Raw genomic sequence first — 19,952 nt, 5'->3', positions numbered from 1 at the left:
ACACTTGGAGGAAAGAAAATGCCTGAAGCGCTGGCTTATCTGCCATCCATGTGGCCCGCCTATATCGCTTATATCATCGCTGTCGCGAGCCCCGGTCCGGCCGTCTTTGCCATCATCGGCACCTCGATCTCGCAAGGCCGCCGCGCAGGCGTGATCACCGCGCTCGGCATCAGCGGCGGTTCGCTAACCTGGGCGTCAGCGGCAGCCCTCGGCCTTGCAGCGCTGCTACGCAACTATGCCATCGCGCTGGAAATCATGAAGGTGCTGGGCGGGCTCTATCTGATCTATCTGGCCTGGAAGGCTTATCGGTCGGCCCGGGTGCCGAACTCGCAGGTCGCGATCCTGAACGGCGGAACAAGCCATACCGCGACACAACTCTGGCTGCGCGGTTACATGATCCACGTCACCAATCCGAAGGCGATCTTCGCCTGGCTGGCGATCATCTCGCTCGGTTTACCAGAAAACGCGCCCGCTTCCGCCATCCTAATGATCATCGCCGTCTGCATCGCATCCGGCCTGATGATCTTCACCGGCTATGCCGTGCTGTTCTCCACACCTCGTGCGCTGCGCGGCTACAGAGCCGCGCGCCCCTGGATCGAGGGCACGATGGCCGTTTTCTATACGGCCGCGGGCCTCAAGCTGCTGACGAGCCGCATCTGACTCGGCACGCCGTGGCCGATCAGTTTTGAGTGATTGGCGCAATCGAAACTTCGACGCGGCGGTTCTGCGCACGACCATCCGGCGTGGCGTTGGAAGCAACCGGCTGCGACGGACCGAAGCCCATGGTCGAAACGCGCCGCTGATCGACGCCGCGGCCCGCAAGATAGTTCGCGACTGATACAGCACGACGTTCCGACAGCGCCTGGTTATGCTGCAGGCTGCCGGTGGAGTCCGTGTGGCCGTTGACGTCGATCAAGGTCTTGCCGAACTTGTTCAGCACGATCGCGACCGAATCGAGCGTCCGGTAGAAAGGTGGAATGACCTGATCCTGATCTGTCGCGAAGGTGATGTTCGAGGGCATGTTGAGGACGATCCGGTCGCCGACACGCGTCACCGAGACGCCGGTTCCCTGAAGCTGGGCGCGCAGTTCCGCTTCCTGATTGTCCATGTAGCTGCCGATTGCGCCACCGGCGAGCGCGCCGATACCGGCACCGATCAAGGCGTTGCGGCCTTTGTTGCCGCCGCCGATAACAAGGCCGCCAAGCGCGCCGAGGCCTGCCCCTATGGCAGCGCCGCCTGCGGTGTTGGAAACCTTCTGCTGGCCGGTATAAGGGTCTGTGGTGGTGCAGGCAGAAAGATAGGTCGCGCAAAGCGCGATGAGCGTGAATTTCTTGAGCATGTGAATCAGATGTCCCGTCGTCCTTGGTGACATCTCATTACCAGCAATTGCGGCAATTGCGAGGAAGGTGTCGCTCTGCAATCTAAGGACTTTCCCCCAGGCCGGAATTACTCGGCAGCCGATCGGTGACCGAACCGGTTCTCGATATAGTCGGCGACGAGCTTCTCGAAATCGGCGGCGATGTTGGGGCCCCGCAGGGTCAGCGCCTTCTGGCCGTCGATAAAGACCGGAGCGGCCGGCGTTTCCCCGGTGCCGGGAAGCGAAATGCCGATATCGGCATGCTTGCTCTCGCCCGGACCATTGACGATACAGCCCATGACCGCGACATTCAGCGCTTCCACGCCGGGATATTTCTCCCGCCAGACAGGCATGTTCTTGCGGATGTCGTTCTGGATGTTCTGGGCCAGTTCCTGAAAGACAGTCGACGTGGTGCGGCCGCAGCCAGGACAAGCCGCTACAACCGGAATGAACTGCCGAAAGCCCATGACCTGAAGAATTTCCTGAGCAACCTGCACTTCCTTTGTGCGGTCTCCGTTCGGCTCGGGCGTCAGCGAAACCCGGATCGTGTCGCCGATGCCGTGCTGCAGTACATAAGCCATGGCAGCCGACGAAGCGACAATGCCCTTAGACCCCATGCCCGCCTCGGTCAGGCCGAGATGCAGTGCATGATTGGAACGCTCGGCAAGCATTGAGTAACAGGCAATCAGGTCCTGCACCTGGCTGACCTTGGCGGACAGGATGATGCGGTTGCGCGGCAAGCCGATGCTTTCAGCAAGCTCAGCCGAGATCAGCGCCGACTGCACAATCGCCTCGTGCATCACCTGGCGGGCGGAAAGCGGCGAACCCTGAGCCGCATTGCGATCCATCAGCGTCGTCAACAGATCCTGATCGAGCGAGCCCCAGTTGACGCCGATGCGCACCGGCTTGTCGTACCGGATTGCCATTTCGATGATGTCGCCGAACTGCTTGTCCTTCTTGTCCTTGAAGCCGACATTGCCAGGATTGATGCGGTATTTGGCAAGCGCTTCTGCACAGCCAGGATGATCTGTCAGCAGCTTATGACCGATATAGTGGAAGTCGCCGACAAGCGGCACGTCCATGCCGAGCCGCAGCAGGCGCTCGCGTATCTTCGGCACCGCCGCGGCGCTTTCGTCCCGATCGACGGTGATCCGGACGATTTCCGAACCCGCTTTATAGAGAGCAGCCACCTGAGCTACGGTCGCGTCTATATCTGCCGTGTCAGTATTGGTCATCGACTGCACGACGACTGGCGCGCCTCCGCCCACGATCACGCCGCCCACATCGACGGCAACGGTGGCTCGGCGCGGCTTGGGAGCGTAATCGACGGGTGAGGTCATCTGCAGGTCTCGTGGCCTTCGGCGGAAAACATCATTCAGGTGGCGTATGGCTAGCAGCTTGTCAACCACTCACCTTTGTCCGTTTTACGGCAGCGCCGTTCCACTTAGTGATGGGTGCCGTCCGCATGCCGTGCAAGCCGGGACAGCAACAGTACCACGACGAGGAAAGCGGAAAGTGCCAGGAAGATCGGCCCGAGCCCCGTATGTTCGGCGACAAAGCCGATGAGTGACGGCGCAAGCAGGATGCCGGAATAGCCCATGGTTGTAACCACCGACAGGCCGACACCCGCTGCCATGCCCGGCAGGTTGCCGGCCGCGGAAAATGCAATCGGCACCATGTTGGAAATGCCGATCCCGGCAAGCGCAAAGCCGGCAATTGCCACAGATGCGTTTGGAGCAAGTCCTATCAGGAGCAGGCCAGCGATCGCAATCGTCCCGCAGATTTGCAATGTCCTGACAGCGCCTAATCGGTCCCTGATGATGTCCCCGGCAAAACGCATGGCGGCCATGGTGAACGAGAAGCCTGCGAAGGCAAAACCGGATAGTGCCACCGACGCGCCTAGCTCGTTGCGCAGATAGAGGGCACCCCAATCCAGTATAGCCCCCTCGGGCACCATGCAGAACAGCGCGACCATGCCAATCAGCCAGGGGAGCGGTGAGCGAGGCAGCCGATGAGGCGCTTCATCCTTGTGCTCGTCGGGATGCGGCGCATCATGCAATACATTCCGCCAGGCGAGCCCGATCATCAGCGTGGCAAGAAGCGTTACCACTATGGCATGCGCAAATCCGCCGAGCCACTCGATCATAAAACCGCCCGTCGCCGACCCCAGCAGCCCGCCAAGGCTCCAGAAAGCATGGCAAGACGACATGATCGCACGGCGCATGTGCTTTTCAGTTGCAACCGCATTGGCGTTCATGGCCACATCCATGGCACCGATCAAGCCGCCGAAGAGGCCAATCGCGATGGCACCGGTCCAGATATTGTTCGCGACCGAAAGCAGCAACAGCATCGGCGTCAGCAGGATGGCAGCGAATCTGGACACCGCCTTCGAGCCAAAGCGCGCGATCTGGCTGCCAGCAATCGGCATCATGATGATCGAACCAAGGCCAAATGTCAGGATCATCAGACCGAGCGACTTTTCGCCCAAGCCCAGGCGCGAAGCAAACTCCGGGATTTTCGGTGCCCAGGCACCGATCATGAAACCGTTCATCAGGAAGAGCAAGGAGACACCGAGTCTTTCTGTGGTCATGTAAGATGCAAGCCGGTGGCTTACCTTGTGGGTATCGAACTGGCTCATGCAATATTTCCTTAACGGGATGTTTTTTCATTCAAGGTGGCGAAGGCATCAGCTCTGCGAGCATTGACCCCTTTCCCAACGATCCGATCCACCAGCGCCTCATCTGCATCCGCTTCCAGCACCAGCGACAGTGACTTAGTCAGGTCGTGGACATGGAAGGCCGCCCGATGACCCATCTTATCCGTGGTCACGGCGGCAAGGCATCGCCTGCTGGCCGCACAGGCAAGCCGCTTGAAGGCTGCGTCCTCGAATACGTCTGCAGCTAGTCCCTCTTCGAGAGTAAGTCCGCAGGCCCCGAGGATACAGAGATCAGGCCGCATGCTCTCCAACTGCTTGATGGCAGTCGAATCGATCGCTGCACCGACCGATGGATCGATCCGCCCGCCGATCACGATCAGCTCCACGCCGGATCGGCCAGCGAGTTCGGCGGCGATCACGGGTGTATTGGTGACGGCCGTCAGCCGCAGTCCTTCTGGTAGGTTACGGGCGATAGCAAGATTGGTGGAGCCGGCGTCAAAGAAGACGACACTGCCGTCCACGAGCAATTCTCCAGCCGTTCGCCCAAGCACGGCCTTGCGGTCGGGCAGCTCGGTCATGCGTGTGTTCAGGGGAACCGTCTGGCCCCGGGGAAGCAAGGCGCCACCATAGACCCGCTCACACTCCCCCCGCGCCGCCATCTCGCGCAGGTCACGCCGGACCGTATCCTCGGACACATCGAAGGTCTGCGCGAGATCCTGTGCCGAGACCCGTCCCTTAGCGCGAAGCTCAAGAAGAATTTGTGTCTGTCTTTCACCAACAAAATGATCCATGGCCAGACCATGCATGATTCGGCATAATTATGCAACAACGTGCATGACTGAGGCGACAAAAAGCGCGCTCGGGATCTGAGTATTCTCGATTACGTGTATCGCGCTGGATCAGGATCCGTAGACGACCAGGAGATCCTTTGCATCGATCTGGTCGCCGGCCTTGACGAGGATCTCGGCGACCGTCCCGTCCTTCTCGGCATGCAGGGCAGTTTCCATCTTCATGGCCTCGATGGACAACAGCACGTCACCGGCCTTAATGGCTTGACCCGGCGAAACGAAGACCCGCGAAATGACGCCGGGCATGGGTGCACCAAGATGAGCACCATTTCCGGCTTCCGCCTTGCGGCGCACAGCGCTGGCTGCAGTTCGGCTGCGATCGGGAACCTTGATCCGCCGGGGCTGGCCGTTCAATTCAAAGAAGACGGTAACCATGCCTTGTGCATCAGGAGCGCTGGCTGCCTGATTGACAATGACCAGCGTCTTGCCCTTCTCGATCTCGGCAAACAGTTCCTCCCCATCAGCAAGCCCGTAGAAATAAGCATGCGTCGGCAGGACCGACACGGGCCCATAGGTTTCCGCAGCCAATGCAAAATCGGTGAACACCTTGGGGTAAATCAGATAGGAGGCGAACTCGAAGTCATCCACTTTGCGTTCCAGCTTCTCCTCGATCGCCTTGCGCTCTTCATCGAGATCGGCCGGAGCCAGGAGCGAACCGGGCACGGCGGTATAGGGCTCCTCGCCTTTCAGCGCCTTCTTCTGCAGGGCCTTGGGCCATCCGCCGGGAGGCTGTCCGAGATCGCCCTTCAACATGGAAACGACGCTGTCGGGAAAGGCGATATCCTTGGCTGGATTTTCGACATCGGCGACCGTCAGGTCCTGAGACACCATCATGAGCGCCATATCGCCGACAACCTTCGAAGACGGCGTCACCTTGACGATGTCGCCAAACATCTGGTTCACGTCCGCATAGGTCTGGGCCACCTTGTGCCACCGTGTTTCAAGGCCCAGCGAACGGGCCTGTTCCTTGAGGTTGGTGAACTGGCCGCCCGGCATTTCATGCAGATAGACTTCTGAGGCTGGACCCTTGAGGTCGCTTTCAAAGGCGGCGTATTGTCCGCGCACTGCTTCCCAGTAGAAGGAGATGCGGCGGATCCATTCCGGATCGAGGCCTGAATCACGCTCGGTGCCGGACAACGCCTCGACGATCGACCCGAGGCACGGCTGCGAGGTATTGCCGGACAGGGCATCCATCGCTGCATCGACGACGTCGACACCCGCATCCACCGCCGCAAGCACGGTCGCGGCCGAAATGCCGGATGTATCATGGGTGTGGAAGTGGATCGGCAGGCTTGTCGCCTCCCGCAGCGCCTTGAACAGCACGCGTGCCGCAGCCGGCTTCAGCAGGCCCGCCATGTCTTTCAGCGCGATAATGTGAGCACCGGCCTTTTCCAGTTCCTGAGCCAGCGAAGTATAGTATTTGAGGTCGTATTTCGGGCGCGCGGAATTCAGCAGATCGCCGGTATAGCAGATCGCCGCCTCGCAGAGCCTGTTCTCTTCCTGGATGGCATCCATCGAAACACGCATATTGTCGACCCAGTTCAGGCAGTCGAACACGCGGAACAGATCGATGCCGCCCTGTGCGGCCTGACGGACGAAGTATTTCACAACATTGTCGGGATAGTTCTTGTAGCCGACGCCATTGGCACCGCGCAGCAGCATCTGCAGCAGCAGGTTGGGCGCACCCTCGCGGATCAGCGCCAGGCGTTCCCATGGATCTTCTGTGAGGAAGCGCATCGACACGTCGAAGGTCGCCCCGCCCCAGCATTCCAGCGAAAACAGGTTCGGCAGCGCCCGGGCATAGACGCCGGCAACGCGCGCTATGTCATAGGTTCGCATCCGGGTCGCAAGCAGCGATTGGTGGCCGTCGCGCATCGTCGTATCGGTGATGAGAGCGCGCTTTTCAGCCCGCATCCATTCGGCAAAACCTTTAGGCCCCAAACTGTCGAGGCGCTGCTTCGTGCCGTCAGGGATGTCACCGTTGATGTAAGGTAGGACCGGCCGTGCCTGGTGCGCAGACGGTTCGGGCCGCCCCTTGGTTTCCGGATGCCCGTTGACGGTGACATCGGCCAGATAGGTCAGGAGCTTGGTGGCGCGGTCCTGCCGTTTTACCTGCTCGAAGAGCTCCGGCGTCGTGTCGATAAAGCGGGTCGTATAGGTGTTGTCGCGGAAGCTCGAATGGCCGATGATCGCTTCAAGGAAGGTCAGGTTGGTGGCAACGCCACGAATGCGGAACTCGCGCAGCGCCCGGTCCATCCGGCTGATCGCTTCCTGCGGCGTGCCGCCTGAAGCGGTCACTTTGACGAGCAAAGGGTCGTAATAGCGGGTGATCACCGCGCCGGAATAGGCCGTGCCGCCGTCCAGGCGAATCCCGAAACCTGCCGCCGACCGATAGGCGGTGATACGGCCGTAATCCGGAATGAAATTGTGCTCCGGGTCTTCCGTCGTGATGCGGCACTGCAGGGCATGGCCGTTGAGACGGATGTTTTCCTGAGCCGGGACACCCGATTCCGGCGTGCCGATCGCAAAGCCCTCCAAGATATGGATCTGGGCTTTAACGATATCGATGCCCGTGACGACCTCGGTCACCGTATGCTCGACCTGGATGCGCGGATTGACTTCGATGAAGTAGAATTTGCCTGTATCGGCATCCATCAGATATTCGACCGTACCAGCCCCGACATAGCCGGTGGCCTGGGCTATCTTCAGCGAATAGCCGGCGAGTTCAGCCCGCTGCGCTTCAGAAAGATAGGGTGCCGGCGCACGCTCCACCACCTTTTGATTGCGCCGCTGGATGGAGCAGTCCCGCTCGAAGAGATGGACCACATTGCCATGCGTGTCGCCAAGCACCTGGCTTTCCACATGCCGAGCCCGCTCGACCAGCTTTTCGAGATAGACCTCGTCCTTGCCGAATGCGGCCATCGCCTCGCGCTTGGCTTCCGTCACCTCCTTGGCGAGATCGGCCTGCGAGCGGATGACCCGCATGCCGCGCCCGCCACCGCCCCAGGAGGCCTTCAGCATCACGGGATAGCCGACAATCTCTGCCATCTTGGCGACTTCGGTCATGTCTTCCGGAAGCGGCTCGGTGGCAGGAACGACCGGCACCCCGACAGAAACGGCGAGATTGCGAGCAGCCACCTTGTTGCCGAGCTGCCGCATCGTCTCGGCCCTTGGGCCAATGAAGATGATGCCGGCTTCGTTGCACGCCTCGACGAATTCAGGGCTTTCCGAGAGCAGACCATAGCCCGGATGGATGGCGTCGGCGCCCGAAAGCTTGGCGACGCGAATGACTTCAGGGATGGAAAGGTAGCTTTCGATCGGCCCCAGATCCCTTTCGAGATGCGGCCCTCGCCCGACCTGATAGCTTTCATCCGCCTTGAAGCGATGCAGCGAAAGCTTGTCTTCCTCCGCCCAGATCGCCACCGTCTTGATGCCCAGTTCGTTGGCCGCCCGAAAGACACGGATGGCAATTTCGGAACGGTTGGCAACGAGTATCTTCGATATGGGCAATACGGACCTCCCCAGGCGCCATCGAGAAATGCTGCATCGCAAAGAGATCAACAACATCCGGAATAGGCAAGCACTATTTGCTCGGCCGCCTGGAAATCAACCAAAGATCGGGCGCTGCCGGACGTAGGAAAATGAGCTCGAGCCGGAGATTGTCAGGCGACGAGACCGAGGCGGAAGGCAAGCGCTACGACATGCTGGCGGTTGCGCGCCTTCAGCTTTTCCTGCAGCCCGTTGATGTACCAGTCCACCGTGTGGCTGGAGATAGTCAACTGCTTGGCGATCTCGTTGGAGGTAAGCCCGTCCGCCAGGAGCAGGATGACCTCCATTTCCCGACGGGTAAGCTGCGTATCCACCTTCGCGGCGTTCTGGAGATCCTCCGCCTGGCCGCGCAATTCGAGATAGCGCCAGAAGACCCGCTTGGCGGCAGCATCGAAGAGAGCAAGTTCCGCCGGCGAAAGATCGATCGGGATGCCGCCGAGCGACATGCTGCCAAGCAGGCCGTTGCGTCCATGAACCGGGAAGACATAGCCATCGTCGAGCCCGTAGCGGGCCGCGTCCTGCATCATCCGCTCCATACGCAGTTTATGCGGGTCATTCCTGAAGGTGAAGACAGCGTCGCGCCAGCGAAACGGCCTTTGAGCAATGCTCAACATCCTGACTGAGGGATCGATGAGAACGTATTTCCTGGAGGCGTAGACTTCCGTCCAACCCCGCGGCCATCGCCCGATGATTGCGGATCCGACCGTATCGTGATGCGGCTTTTGATGAAGACGAAGGCCATAGAATTCGAAGCCGTATGCGGTGAGGAGGGATTCGAGACGTTGCGTAAGCTCCTCTTGGTCCCTCGCCTCCTCTGCGAGCACCAGGAGTTGTACAATCAACTGGACATTCAAAACCGCCCCCGGTGCGCTTTCGTCATCGCTCAATCGCTTTACTTGAAATTTCAGTTATTTGATGTGCAGATAGTGGTTGAGCATAGTTAGCATTGATTGAAGATCTACCGCTAAATCTTGCTCTTGACGCAACCACGCCATCGTGATGCAGCGGCGACAGGACACGGATTCCGGGAGGCCTTGCCCCTAAGGAAGAATTTCTGGCAGAAGTGGGCTAATGAGCAAGCATAGTCTCGGATTTGCCGTCTACCGACGTTAAACCGGCAGGCCGCTCAGGCACTCCATGAAAGAGGTTTCCACCGTTGACGCTGATACAGGTTTATGTACGAGCACTGAAATATCTGTCGAAGAACCGCTGGCGCGTGACCGCCGTGGTGATCGCCAATATTGTGCTTGCCGTCATCACCATCGCTGAGCCGATCCTGTTCGGGCGGATCATCGACGCCATATCTTCGGGCGGCGATGTGACCTCCTGGATGCTGGCATGGGGAGGTTTCGGCGTCTTCAACACCGTCGCCTATGTGCTTGTTGCCCGCGAAGCGGACCGCCTGGCCCATGGCAGGCGCGCTTCGCTGCTGACCGAGGCCTTCGGCCGCATTATTTCCATGCCGCTTTCCTGGCATCACCAGCGCGGCACCTCGCATGCCCTGCACACCCTGCTGCGCGCCGCAGAAAGCCTGTTCGGGCTCTGGCTCGAATTCATGCGGACTCATCTGGCGACGGCGGTGGCGCTGGTCCTGCTGGTTCCGACGGCCATTTCCATGGATTGGCGTCTCAGCCTCGTGCTCCTGGTGCTCAGCATCCTTTACTGGATCATCGGCGTGACGGTGATGAACCGCACGAAGGAAGGCCAGGCGTCAGTCGAAACCCACTATCACACGGTTTTTTCCCACGTCAGCGATGCGATCAGCAACGTTTCTGTGCTGCACAGTTACAACCGCATCGAAGCCGAAACGCTGGCGCTCAAGGATTACACGAAGAGCCTGCTCGCGGCCCAGTATCCGGTGCTGGACTGGTGGGCTTTGGCAGGCGCGCTCAATCGCACTGCCTCAACCGTATCCATGGGCATCATCCTTGTGATCGGTACGCTTCTTGTTCAACGGGGCGAGATCCGCGTCGGTGACGTTGTCGCGTTCATCGGCTTTGCCAATCTGTTGATCGGACGTCTCGATCTGCTCCGGCAATTCGCAAGTCAGATCTTTGAAGCACGCGCCAAGCTTGAGGATTTTTTCGCGCTCGAGGATTCCGTGGAACAGCGCGCCGAGCCTGCTGATGCAGAAGATCTCGGCAATGTCCGCGGAGAAGTGGAATTCCGTGACGTCTCCTTCGGCTTCGCCAACACCAGCCAGGGCGTGTACCACATCTCGTTCACAGCGAGGGCTGGCGAAACGGTCGCTATCGTGGGACCGACCGGTGCCGGGAAAACGACACTTATTAACCTTCTGCAGCGCGTCTACGATCCGCAGGAGGGCAAGATCCTGATCGATGGCATCGATATCGGGAAGGTCACCCGGAAATCGCTGCGTCATTCGATCGCAACCGTCTTTCAGGATGCCGGCCTTCTCAACCGGTCGATCCGCGAAAACATCCGGCTTGGACGTGAGGGCGCGACCGACACCGACATTGCGCGTGCTGCGGAAGCAGCCGCTGCCGCTGAATTCATCGAGACCCGGCTGAACGGCTACGAGACCTCGGTGGGCGAGCGCGGCAACCGGCTGTCCGGCGGCGAACGTCAGCGCATCGCCATCGCCCGCGCCATTCTCAAGAATGCACCGATTCTGGTGCTTGATGAAGCGACAAGCGCGCTTGACGTGGAGACCGAGGCTCGGGTCAAGACGGCAATCGACCGTCTTCGTGAGAACCGCACCACCTTCATCATCGCCCACCGGCTTTCCACCGTGCGCGATGCCAACAAGGTCATCTTCCTCGAGGCTGGCCGCATCATCGAAATGGGAACCTATGATCAGCTCAGCCAGAGCGGTGGCCGCTTTGCGGCGCTGCTGAGCGCAAGTGGCATCCGCATCGATGACGAAACGGAGACGGATGCCGAACACGTCTGAACCGAACAACCCTCAAGAAAAAGCCCGCGCTCTCCAGACTGAGACGCGGGCCCTTTTTATTACCTTCCACTTCAGACTGAGCTGGTGATCAGCCGCCTGCAGGCTCCAGCAATGAGTTGACGGCTGATGTAGGGAGGTCAAAACCCTCGGCGTCGCTGACGGCCTGACCATCGATCGTCACGCTGCCGCCGGTCACGACGATCGTGTGGACGCTGCCCGCAATGGTGAGTTGGGCGCTGAAACCGTCCCAGCCGGTCGGCAAGCTCGGATTGACGAACAGCTTGTCGCCTTCGCGCCGGATTCCGAGCAGGCCCTCGACGGCTGTGCGATAAAGCCAGCCGGCCGACCCCGTATACCAGCTCCAGCCGCCGCGCCCGCTATAAGTGCCGTGGCCATAAACGTCGGCCGCGACCACGTAGGGCTCTACGCGATAGATGTCTGCAGAGGCCTTATCGAGGGCATGGTTGATCGGGTTGATCATCTGGAAGCACTTCCACGCGTCGTCGCCACGCTTCAGCTTTGCCAGCGCCATCACCACCCAGATCGCCGCGTGAGTATATTGACCGCCGTTCTCACGAACGCCCGGCGGGTAGGCCTTGATATAGCCGGGGTCCTTGCGGGTCTCCTGGAAGGCCGGCGTGAAGAGGCGGATGATGCCTGCTTCCTTGTCCACCAGTTTCTCCAGCACCGCATTCATGGCCTGGCCGGCGCGTTCTGGATCGCCTTCGCCTGAAAGCACACTCCAGGACTGGCCGAGAGAATCGATCTGGCATTCGTCGCTGGTGCTCGAGCCGAGCGGAGAGCCGTCGTCGAAATAGCCCCGCCGGTAGTAACTTCCGTCCCATCCCGCCTTTTCGATGGCTTCGCGGAGCGATGCCAGATGGGTGGTCCAACGGTCCACCCGCTGCAGGTCCTTCCGTTCTTTCGCATAGCCGATGAGATTGCGCAAGGCGCTGGCCAGGAACCAGCCGAGCCAGACGCTCATGCCGCGCCCGCCAATCCCAACCCTGTTCATGCCGTCGTTCCAGTCTCCCCCGAGGATCAGCGGCAGGCCGAGATCCCCTGTGCGGGAAATTGCCAGATCAAGGGCCTTTGCCACATGCTCGTAGAGACTTGCCGTGTCTTCGGAGAGTTCGGGCTGGAAGAAGGAATCATGCTGGTGCTTTTCCAGCATAGGTCCCGTGAGGAAGGCGATCTGCTCGTCGAGCAGCGCCTTGTCACCTGTGGAAGCGATATACTCATGCACCGCATAGGCCAGCCAGACCACATCGTCCGAAATCAACGTCCGCACGCCGGCACCGGAATTTGGCAGCCACCAATGTTGGACGTCGCCCTCACGGAATTGGCGTGAGGCAGCGTTGAGGATTTGGCGACGCGCAAGCGAAGGCTCATGCAGCAGGAATGCCAGCGTATCCTGCAGCTGGTCCCGGAACCCGAAGGCGCCGGAAGCCTGATAAAAGGCAGTGCGAGCCATGATCCGGCAGCCGAGAGCCTGGTAGGGCAGCCAGTGGTTCACCATGTGGTCGAGCGACTTGTCCGGTGTCGCGATCTTCAGCCTTCCGGTGAAGCCGGTCCAGAAGGCCTTTGTTCGGGCGAGGACATCTGCGGCGTCTTCCGACCGCAGCTCAGCCACCAGAGCTTGTGCCTCTTCCTTCGTGGGCGCATCGCCCAGGAAGAAGGTAATGGTCCGTTCTTCGCCCGGCGCAAGTTCAACGTCGTAGGCCAGTGCCGCACAAGGATCGCCGTCGAGATCAAGCGAACCGCTGAGGCCGGAAGCCGCCAGGACCGCCGTCGGCATGGCAACCGACCCAAATCTTCCGATGAATTCGCGGCAGCTGGTGGTGAAGCCTGACGGCGTCTCCTTAAGCGCCATGAAGGCGTGGCGCCGGTGCCCCAGACTATAGGGGTTGGTCGCGAATAGCGTCCCGGTATCCTCATCCCGGCTCGACAGGATGAAGGGTGCAGACTTTTGCGGGTTGCTGCCGAGCAGCCATTCGACATAACCGTAGAGCCGCAGGCGACGCGTCTCGGACCGGTTATTGCGAAGCATCATGATCGACAGCTTGGCTGATCTTGCCCGATCGACAGTCTGGGTCAGTTCGAGCTTCAGGCCATCCTGCTCGGTCGTGAAGACGGAATAGCCTAGGCCGTGGCGCGTCTCGTACCAGGCGTCCGGCCGGCGCGAAAGAGCCGCAAACGGCGTGACAACATCACCGCTGTCCATGTCGGAGACATAGAAGGCCTCGCTGGGCCGATTGATAACCGGATCGTTGCTCCAGGGGGTCAGCTGGTAGTCACGCGAGTTCTGGGCCCAGGTAAAGCCGGCACCTTCTGCGGAAATGTGGAAGCCGAAGCTTTCGTTGGAGATGACGTTAATCCAAGGCTGCGGCGTAGACTGGCCGCCCCGCAGACGCACCACATATTCCGCGCCATTCTGCGCGAAGCCACCATAGCCGTTCCAGAACTCCAGATCGGCAGGTGCTTCCGATCCTTCCGCTGTGGGAGCAAAAATCTCACCGCTGAGCAGAGGACGTCGATCGATTTCGATCTCCTGGTCCTTGGGCGGCGCGAAGATGGAAGTGGCACGGTTCAGCTGATCGATGATCTTGCCGTTGCGGGCATGCAGGACGACCCGCGATGCGGCAACAAGCCCATCGGAGGCAGCCTCATCCTGGATATCCCGGCGCAGCGAGAAGACATGCTGACGCTGGCCCTCCTGCTGGCCAAGGCGCTTCGCGTTTTCCGAGATATACTCGATCGCATGCTGCATTTCCTGCGCATAGGAAGCGGCACGTTCGTTGAAGATCACGAGGTCAAGCAGGACGCCACGCGAGCGAAGATACCCTTGAGCATTTATCGCCTCCTTGGCGACGGCTATGTCATTATCGTCATCGATGCGCAGCGTAAAGATCGGGAAGTCTCCCGAAATGGCCGATGGCCATAGCGACGACTGCGGCTGAAGACCTGCATAGATCGTCGCCTGATCTGCCCGCAATTGCATGTCCGGATAGATGAGATAGCGAGCGAGATGCTGATAGGCCGCAGCATCCTGCGAGGTGACGCCGAGATGGCGCATCTGCACCTGTGTCCGTGTCCAGGCCTGCGTCAGCTCGCTTTGGAAAGCTTCTGGATGACGGTAGTGCTCGATTGCCTGATCAAGTTCTTCGCGCCTTGGTGCCGCAATTGTCCAGAAAACTACGCTGACCTTCTTGCCAGCCGGCACACGCACGGCACGCCGCAGCGACAAAACGGGATCAAGCGTGAAGCCGTCGGCGTTGGAAAGCTTTGCACCTGGGTCGAAGGCCGCCGCTTCGGCAAGGCTGCGCCCCCGCCCGACGAACTTGCGTCGGTCGGTTTCAAACTCCGTTTCCCGCGCTGCGCCGGCATTGTCGGCGGCTAAATGCGCCACAATGATATCCGGCTCATTAGGACTGCGCTTGTTGCGCCAGGCGCGGATCACATCGCCTCGCTTGCCAATCTCCGTTTGGATAAACATGCGCGAGAAGACGGGGTGGGCGCTGTCATCGTCCTCGGAGGCCAGCACCGGCTCCATATAGGAGGTGATTTCGATGAACCTGTCCTCGGTGCCCATGTTGAGCAGCGTGACACGGCGACCTTCAGCATCGTGTTCGGTCGCGACAATGCACTCGACCGTGCTGGTCAGGTCACCGACCGTCTTATGGAATTCTGCTTTTTCGTCGCTGAAGACGGCCTTCGATACTTCGCCTTCGGCACGGCGGGGTTCGGTCGTCGTCGACCACCAGTCTCCGCTCGCAGTATCACGCAGGAAGATGAACTGGCCCCAGCGATCCTCAGTAGGATCGGGCTTCCAGCGGGCCACGGCCAACCCGTTCCAACGGGCATAGCCTGAGCCGGTCGCCGTTAGCATGGTCGAGTAATGACCATTCGACAGCAGCACCAGTTCCCGATCCTTGGTCGCTGGATTGTTGATGGTGCGGATCTCCGGATGAAGCAGTTCGCCATGACCCTTGCCCGGCGTTTCTTCGTGCTTGGCGCTCATCACCGGAATGTCGCGCGGCGCCTTCTCCTGCAAGAGGAGTTCGGCTGCTTCGATCACCGGATCGGCATGGAAGAGACCGCGCAGCAGGCCGTTCATCACCACATTGGCAATGGCTGCAATCGACATGCCATGATGGTGGGCGTAGTAGTTGTAGACCACGGCGCAACGCTTGCCTTCGGGTACGCGCGTCGGCGTGAAGTCAACCGCATCGTGGAAGCCGAACATGCCGAGTGCGCCAAGCGCGCGCAGCTCCGCCAGGTTTTCCGCAGCCGCCACCGGATCGTATTGGCTGGCCAGGATCGACGCATAGGGTGCGATAACGGCATTCTGGCCAAGACCGCGCTTGAGCCCGAGCGTCGGCACGCCGAAGTTCGTGTACTGATAGTTGAACAGATGGTCGCGGGCGTTGAAGGCCGCTTCGGAAATGCCCCAAGGCGTGCCCAAACGCTTTCCGTGGTTCATCTGCTCCTTCACCACCAGATTGTTCGTCTGGTTGAGAATGCCGCCTTGCCGCTCCTGCATGACGAGCGGCGGCATCAGATATTCGAACATCGATCCCGACCAGGAAACCAGGGCGCCACGCGCGCCGATCGGCACAACTTGACGGCCGAGGCGGTACCAATGTTCCGTCGGCAGATCACCTTTGGCGATCCCAAAAAGGCTGGTCAAACGGCATTCGGATGCCAGCAGGTCGTAACAGGCTTCATCGAGCTCATTGCTATCAACCCGGTAGCCGATCGACAGCAGGCGGCGCTCCTTGCGGAAAAGGAAGCCGAACTCCATCGAAAAGGCAAGATTGCGCGATCGGTCGCGCAGGTTCGCCAGGCGCTCCCGCAGCTGCTCAACGTTGGAGTTGTCGAAGACGCTGTCGGCAATATGTGCTTCACAGACGCCGACGAGAGACGCGGACCATCTTGTGACCTCGTCGCTCTGGGGTGAGCGAACCTCGTGATCGAGATTAAAGGCAAGCTTCTGAATATCGCGCGCAAGCACCGCCAAATTGATGATGCGGATCGAAGCAAATTCGTGTTCGCGCTTAACCGCTGCCAAGGCGCTCGCGAAGCCGATAATGCGTTCCTCGAGGCGGCGCCGCAGTGGGCGGACAGTCTTGCGGTCGTCCGGCAGTGCTTTCAGCGTCTCGGCAAGCACGCCTGCAACATCGCCGATACCGTCGAGATTACCCTGAAGATGAGCCGATGGCGCCTCTGCCCATATGCGGCACGCAGAGGATATGGCAATCAGGTGACCTGCCAGATTGCCGCTGTCGACGGCGGAAATATACCGTTGGCCGAGTGGCTTGAGAGTATCGGTATGATACCAGTTGTAGAGGTGGCCGCGGAATTTCTCCATCCGCTCGATCGTCGAGATGGTCTGCTCCATCCTCTCGATCGTATCCGCGAAGCTGATCCAACCGAAATGCCGAGCCGAGATTGTCGACAGCAGGTAGACGCCGATATTGGTGGGCGACGTCCGCTTGGCGACGATCGGATCCGGCTTTTCCTGAAAATTATCCGGCGGCAGATAATTCTGCTCGAGCGTGACGAAGCTCTCGAAATAGCGCCAGGTGCGGCGTGCGATCTTGCGCAATTCTACGGATACGGACTCCGGCACAAAAAGCCGGTCCTCGGTTTCTGCCGATTGGCTGACATACCAGGCGACGAGCGGCGAGAAAATCCACAGCACGGCGAATGGAATGCCGACCAGGAAGGCGTTGTCGCCGGGCAGGGCAGACAAGATGATGCTGAGCACGGCAATCGTCGGCGCGTGCCACATGGCTCGGTAATAATCCTGCGGTTTCCCCTGCGCGCTGGATTGAATGGATGCGGCCGTCTTCCATTCCAGCATAAGCTTGCGGCTGAAGAATAGCCGGTAAAGCGAGCGAGCGATTGCATCGGTCATGATGCAGGCAGAGTCGGCGATGAAGACGATCCGCAAAGCCACCTGGGCATTGGCAGAACGCATTTCCGACCAGACGGAATAAAAATGAGCGCCTGGAACGATGTCTGTCGAGCGCGGCAGGAGGTTGGTTAGGAGCGAGATCGTCGGCGCAACGAATAGCGAGAAGATCAGCAGGATCTGCCAGATCAGCGCACCGAGAGGATCCATGAAGTACCAACCGAGCACGGATGCGAAGAACCAGGCGATCGGCGTCAGCGACCGGCGCAGGTTGTCGATCATCTTCCATCGGCCGAGCGCAGTCACGCCACGTTTGGGATCGAGAATATAGGGTAGGAGCTGCCAATCGCCTCGCGCCCAGCGATGCTGGCGCGAAACTTCCACCTCGTAGCGAACCGGAAAGTCCTCCACGAGCTCCACATCGGTAATCAGCGCGCAACGCGCAAAGGAACCTTCGAGAAGGTCATGGGAAAGCACGGAGTTCTCGTCGATCCTGCCCTTCAGCGAGGCTTCGAAAGCATCGACATGGTAAAGGCCCTTGCCGGTGAAGGAGCCCTCGCCGGTCAGGTCCTGATAAACGTCCGAGACGGTGAAGACATAAGGGTCAAGGCCGCGACCAACAGAAAATACCCGCTGGAAGACCGAGGCTTCCTTGCCCGTGGTCAAAGAAGGCGTGACACGCGGCTGCATCAGCGCGTACCCCTGAACCACCCGGTTGCTGACGGGATCGATCACAGGCTGGTTGATCGGGTGGTGCATCTTGCCGACCAGCTTGGTCACGGCATCGCGCATCAAGCGCGTGTCGGCATCGAGCGTCATCACATATTGCACGTCTTCGGGCACGATGTTGGCGCCCGGCAGATAGGTTGTGTCACGGTCGCCGCGCAGCAGCAGGTTCAATTCATGAAGCTTGCCGCGCTTGCGTTCCCAGCCCATCCAGACGTCTTCGTTCGGATTGAACAGGCGGCGGCGGTGCAGCAGATAGAAACGGGCTTGGGATCCGGACGCGTAGCGGGCGTTCAACGCCGCGATTTCCCGCTTCGCATAGTCGAGGATCTCGATGTCCGCGTCGCTTTCCTCGACCTTGCTGTCCCGCCAGTCGCTGAGGAGCGCGAAGAAGATTTCGCCGCGCGGATTGGCCAGATAATGGACTTCCAGGTTTCGGACGAGTTCGTCGACCGTGTCGCGGTTGGTGATGAGGCAGGGCACAGCCACGAGCGTCTTGGCGTCCTGTGGAATGCCCTCCTTGAACTCGTAGCCGACGAGCCGCGCGGGCTTCACCAGATAGGTGACAAGGGTGTTGAAGAGCCCGGTCGCGCCTTCCGAGGCCGGCAGAGCGAACATCAGGAGAAAGAAGAAGACCACCGGCAGCGGCAGTTCAGCCTCGACCAGGAACCAGCCGGCAAGCACCATGGCAGCAATGGTGAAGAAGAGCACAGGACCGGCGATCGCAAACCAGTTCAGGCGCCGGACAAGACGCACGCCCTGCTGCAGCAACGGCGGATGATAACCGACAGCTGCCTCCAGCTCCCGGCGCCGACGGCCGACAACAAAAGCGCCGACATTGGTCTCGCGCGCATCCGGATCAGCTGAAACGGCATCCTCCGCGAGAGAGATGGCGATCTGCGCAACTTCCGTCTCACTCTTTCGGGATAGCCGCGCCAGCTTTTCGATCCGGTTGCGGTAAGCATTGCGCGAGCCGAAATCCAGCGCCTCATAGTCAGTGCGCTCGCGGAAGATCTTGTCGATCTGCGAGACGTCTTCGAACCAGACGCTCCATTCGGTATCGTCGATGAGCCGCAAGCTCTTGACGATGTTGCCCATCGTCACATTGCCGGACGACAGGCGGCTTTGTTCGGCCTGCATCACGGTTTCGACGGCAGTGCCCGCTTGTTCCAGGCGCTTTTCCAGCCAAGCAATCGCGAAGTCCGACGTCTGCGACGCATTGCGCAAACGGTAGAGGAACTGGGTGGTGAAAGTATTGTCGTCGGCGAGGCCTTCGATCTGCTGGAGCAGATTGGCACTCGCTGCCTCATCGTTCAGACGGATGATCTCATCTGCAACTTCGTTCGCCCGCCGGCGCATGTTTCGTGACCGTTCGACCCGGCTGGCAATGCGGCGCAGGTTTTCGATCAGAACGAAACGAATAAAGGACGGCAGCGCCCAAAGCTCGCCGATTTCCAGCGGCTCCCGGGTCTGGAGCCCATCAACGATGGAGGCAAGCGTCTCGCGCGTGACACTGCTATGCGTATGGGCAACGTAGAGCCATGCCAGCACTAGGGCACGCGGCAGCTCCAAGCCACCAACGACCATTTTCGGGAGCTGCTTGTAGAAGCGGCGCGGGAAATCCCGCCGGACCTCCTGGATGGCCTCCTCGACAATGTAGTAATTGTCGAGGAGCCATTCTGCCGCGGGGGTGATGGAAGCCCCGGCATCAACATCGACCGCTGTTGCCCGATAAACCCTCAGGATTTCCTTCTCATTTTCGGTGTGGCGCTTGAAGAAATCGAAGTCGACATGACCAGGCAGAACTGCAGTCCCCTGCTGCCCTAGCCTCTCACCACATTCTCTGAGATCTTCCATGGTGAAATAGGTCGCACGGATCGAATCATTGTGATCGACTTGTTTGACTTCGGTTTCGCGCGGGGAAGCTGACTGCTGATTTTCAAAGGACATGTACAGACTTCTGAATGAACTCGGTTGCGGCCCCG

General features: G+C 60.0%; 9 protein-coding genes. 2 read left to right on the top strand and 7 right to left on the bottom strand.

Annotated features, from left to right (window positions below; all coding sequences use genetic code 11):
• The first annotated feature begins 18 nt into the window (after positions 1 to 18).
• Entirely contained in the window at positions 19 to 660 is a 642-nt protein-coding gene (locus E2F50_RS16255; protein ID WP_133317232.1) for a LysE family translocator, read from the top strand.
• 19 nt (positions 661 to 679) lie between these two features.
• On the opposite strand, the gene E2F50_RS16250 is transcribed toward E2F50_RS16255, so the two are convergent.
• From E2F50_RS16250 to E2F50_RS16225, 6 genes are all read right to left on the bottom strand, one after another.
• The gene (locus E2F50_RS16250; protein ID WP_133317231.1) at positions 680 to 1,339 is read right to left on the bottom strand and encodes a YiaD family glycine zipper/OmpA-like lipoprotein; all 660 of its coding nucleotides are present in this window, start codon (positions 1,337 to 1,339) and stop codon (positions 680 to 682) included.
• Between the two features lie 107 nt (positions 1,340 to 1,446).
• The gene (gene ispG / locus E2F50_RS16245; protein ID WP_133317230.1) at positions 1,447 to 2,697 is read right to left on the bottom strand and encodes a flavodoxin-dependent (E)-4-hydroxy-3-methylbut-2-enyl-diphosphate synthase; all 1,251 of its coding nucleotides are present in this window, start codon (positions 2,695 to 2,697) and stop codon (positions 1,447 to 1,449) included.
• Positions 2,698 to 2,801: 104 nt separating this feature from the next.
• Positions 2,802 to 3,995 (bottom strand): MFS transporter, encoded by a 1,194-nt coding sequence (locus E2F50_RS16240; protein ID WP_133317229.1) that lies wholly within the window; start codon positions 3,993 to 3,995, stop codon positions 2,802 to 2,804.
• An 11-nt stretch (positions 3,996 to 4,006) separates the two neighbouring features.
• Complete coding sequence (locus tag E2F50_RS16235) at positions 4,007 to 4,804, bottom strand: DeoR/GlpR family DNA-binding transcription regulator (RefSeq protein WP_245515440.1); 798 nt, start codon at positions 4,802 to 4,804, stop codon at positions 4,007 to 4,009.
• Between the two features lie 108 nt (positions 4,805 to 4,912).
• Entirely contained in the window at positions 4,913 to 8,371 is a 3,459-nt protein-coding gene (gene pyc, locus E2F50_RS16230; RefSeq protein WP_133317227.1) for a pyruvate carboxylase, read from the bottom strand.
• A gap of 152 nt (positions 8,372 to 8,523) precedes the next feature.
• The gene (locus E2F50_RS16225) at positions 8,524 to 9,264 is read right to left on the bottom strand and encodes a LuxR family transcriptional regulator (protein WP_133317449.1); all 741 of its coding nucleotides are present in this window, start codon (positions 9,262 to 9,264) and stop codon (positions 8,524 to 8,526) included.
• A 302-nt stretch (positions 9,265 to 9,566) separates the two neighbouring features.
• Here E2F50_RS16225 and E2F50_RS16220 point away from each other — a divergent pair, with 302 nt between their 5' ends.
• Positions 9,567 to 11,324, top strand: a complete 1,758-nt coding sequence (locus E2F50_RS16220; RefSeq protein ID WP_133317226.1) for a glucan ABC transporter ATP-binding protein/ permease — start codon at positions 9,567 to 9,569, stop codon at positions 11,322 to 11,324.
• Positions 11,325 to 11,412: 88 nt separating this feature from the next.
• Here E2F50_RS16220 and E2F50_RS16215 read toward each other — a convergent pair whose 3' ends face one another.
• Positions 11,413 to 19,917, bottom strand: a complete 8,505-nt coding sequence (locus E2F50_RS16215; protein WP_133317225.1) for a glycoside hydrolase family 94 protein — start codon at positions 19,915 to 19,917, stop codon at positions 11,413 to 11,415.
• Positions 19,918 to 19,952: the final 35 nt, after the last annotated feature.

It is taken from the genome of Rhizobium deserti, assembly GCF_004358025.1.
In the GTDB taxonomy this organism is placed as follows: Bacteria; Pseudomonadota; Alphaproteobacteria; order Rhizobiales; family Rhizobiaceae; genus Neorhizobium; species Neorhizobium deserti.
The sequence above is the reverse complement of the archived record's forward strand: the minus strand, read 5'-3'. Positions and strand labels throughout refer to the sequence as shown.

Excerpts from the sequence above, each read along its gene's own strand:
- E2F50_RS16235 (WP_245515440.1), bottom strand. The coding sequence starts at position 4,804 with ATGGATCATTTTGTTGGTGAAAGACAGACACAAATTCTTCTTGAGCTT.
- E2F50_RS16250 (WP_133317231.1), bottom strand. The coding sequence starts at position 1,339 with ATGCTCAAGAAATTCACGCTCATCGCGCTTTGCGCGACCTATCTTTCT.
- E2F50_RS16240 (WP_133317229.1), bottom strand. The coding sequence starts at position 3,995 with ATGAGCCAGTTCGATACCCACAAGGTAAGCCACCGGCTTGCATCTTAC.
- E2F50_RS16255 (WP_133317232.1), top strand. The coding sequence starts at position 19 with ATGCCTGAAGCGCTGGCTTATCTGCCATCCATGTGGCCCGCCTATATC.
- E2F50_RS16215 (WP_133317225.1), bottom strand. The coding sequence starts at position 19,917 with ATGTCCTTTGAAAATCAGCAGTCAGCTTCCCCGCGCGAAACCGAAGTC.
- ispG (WP_133317230.1), bottom strand. The coding sequence starts at position 2,697 with ATGACCTCACCCGTCGATTACGCTCCCAAGCCGCGCCGAGCCACCGTT.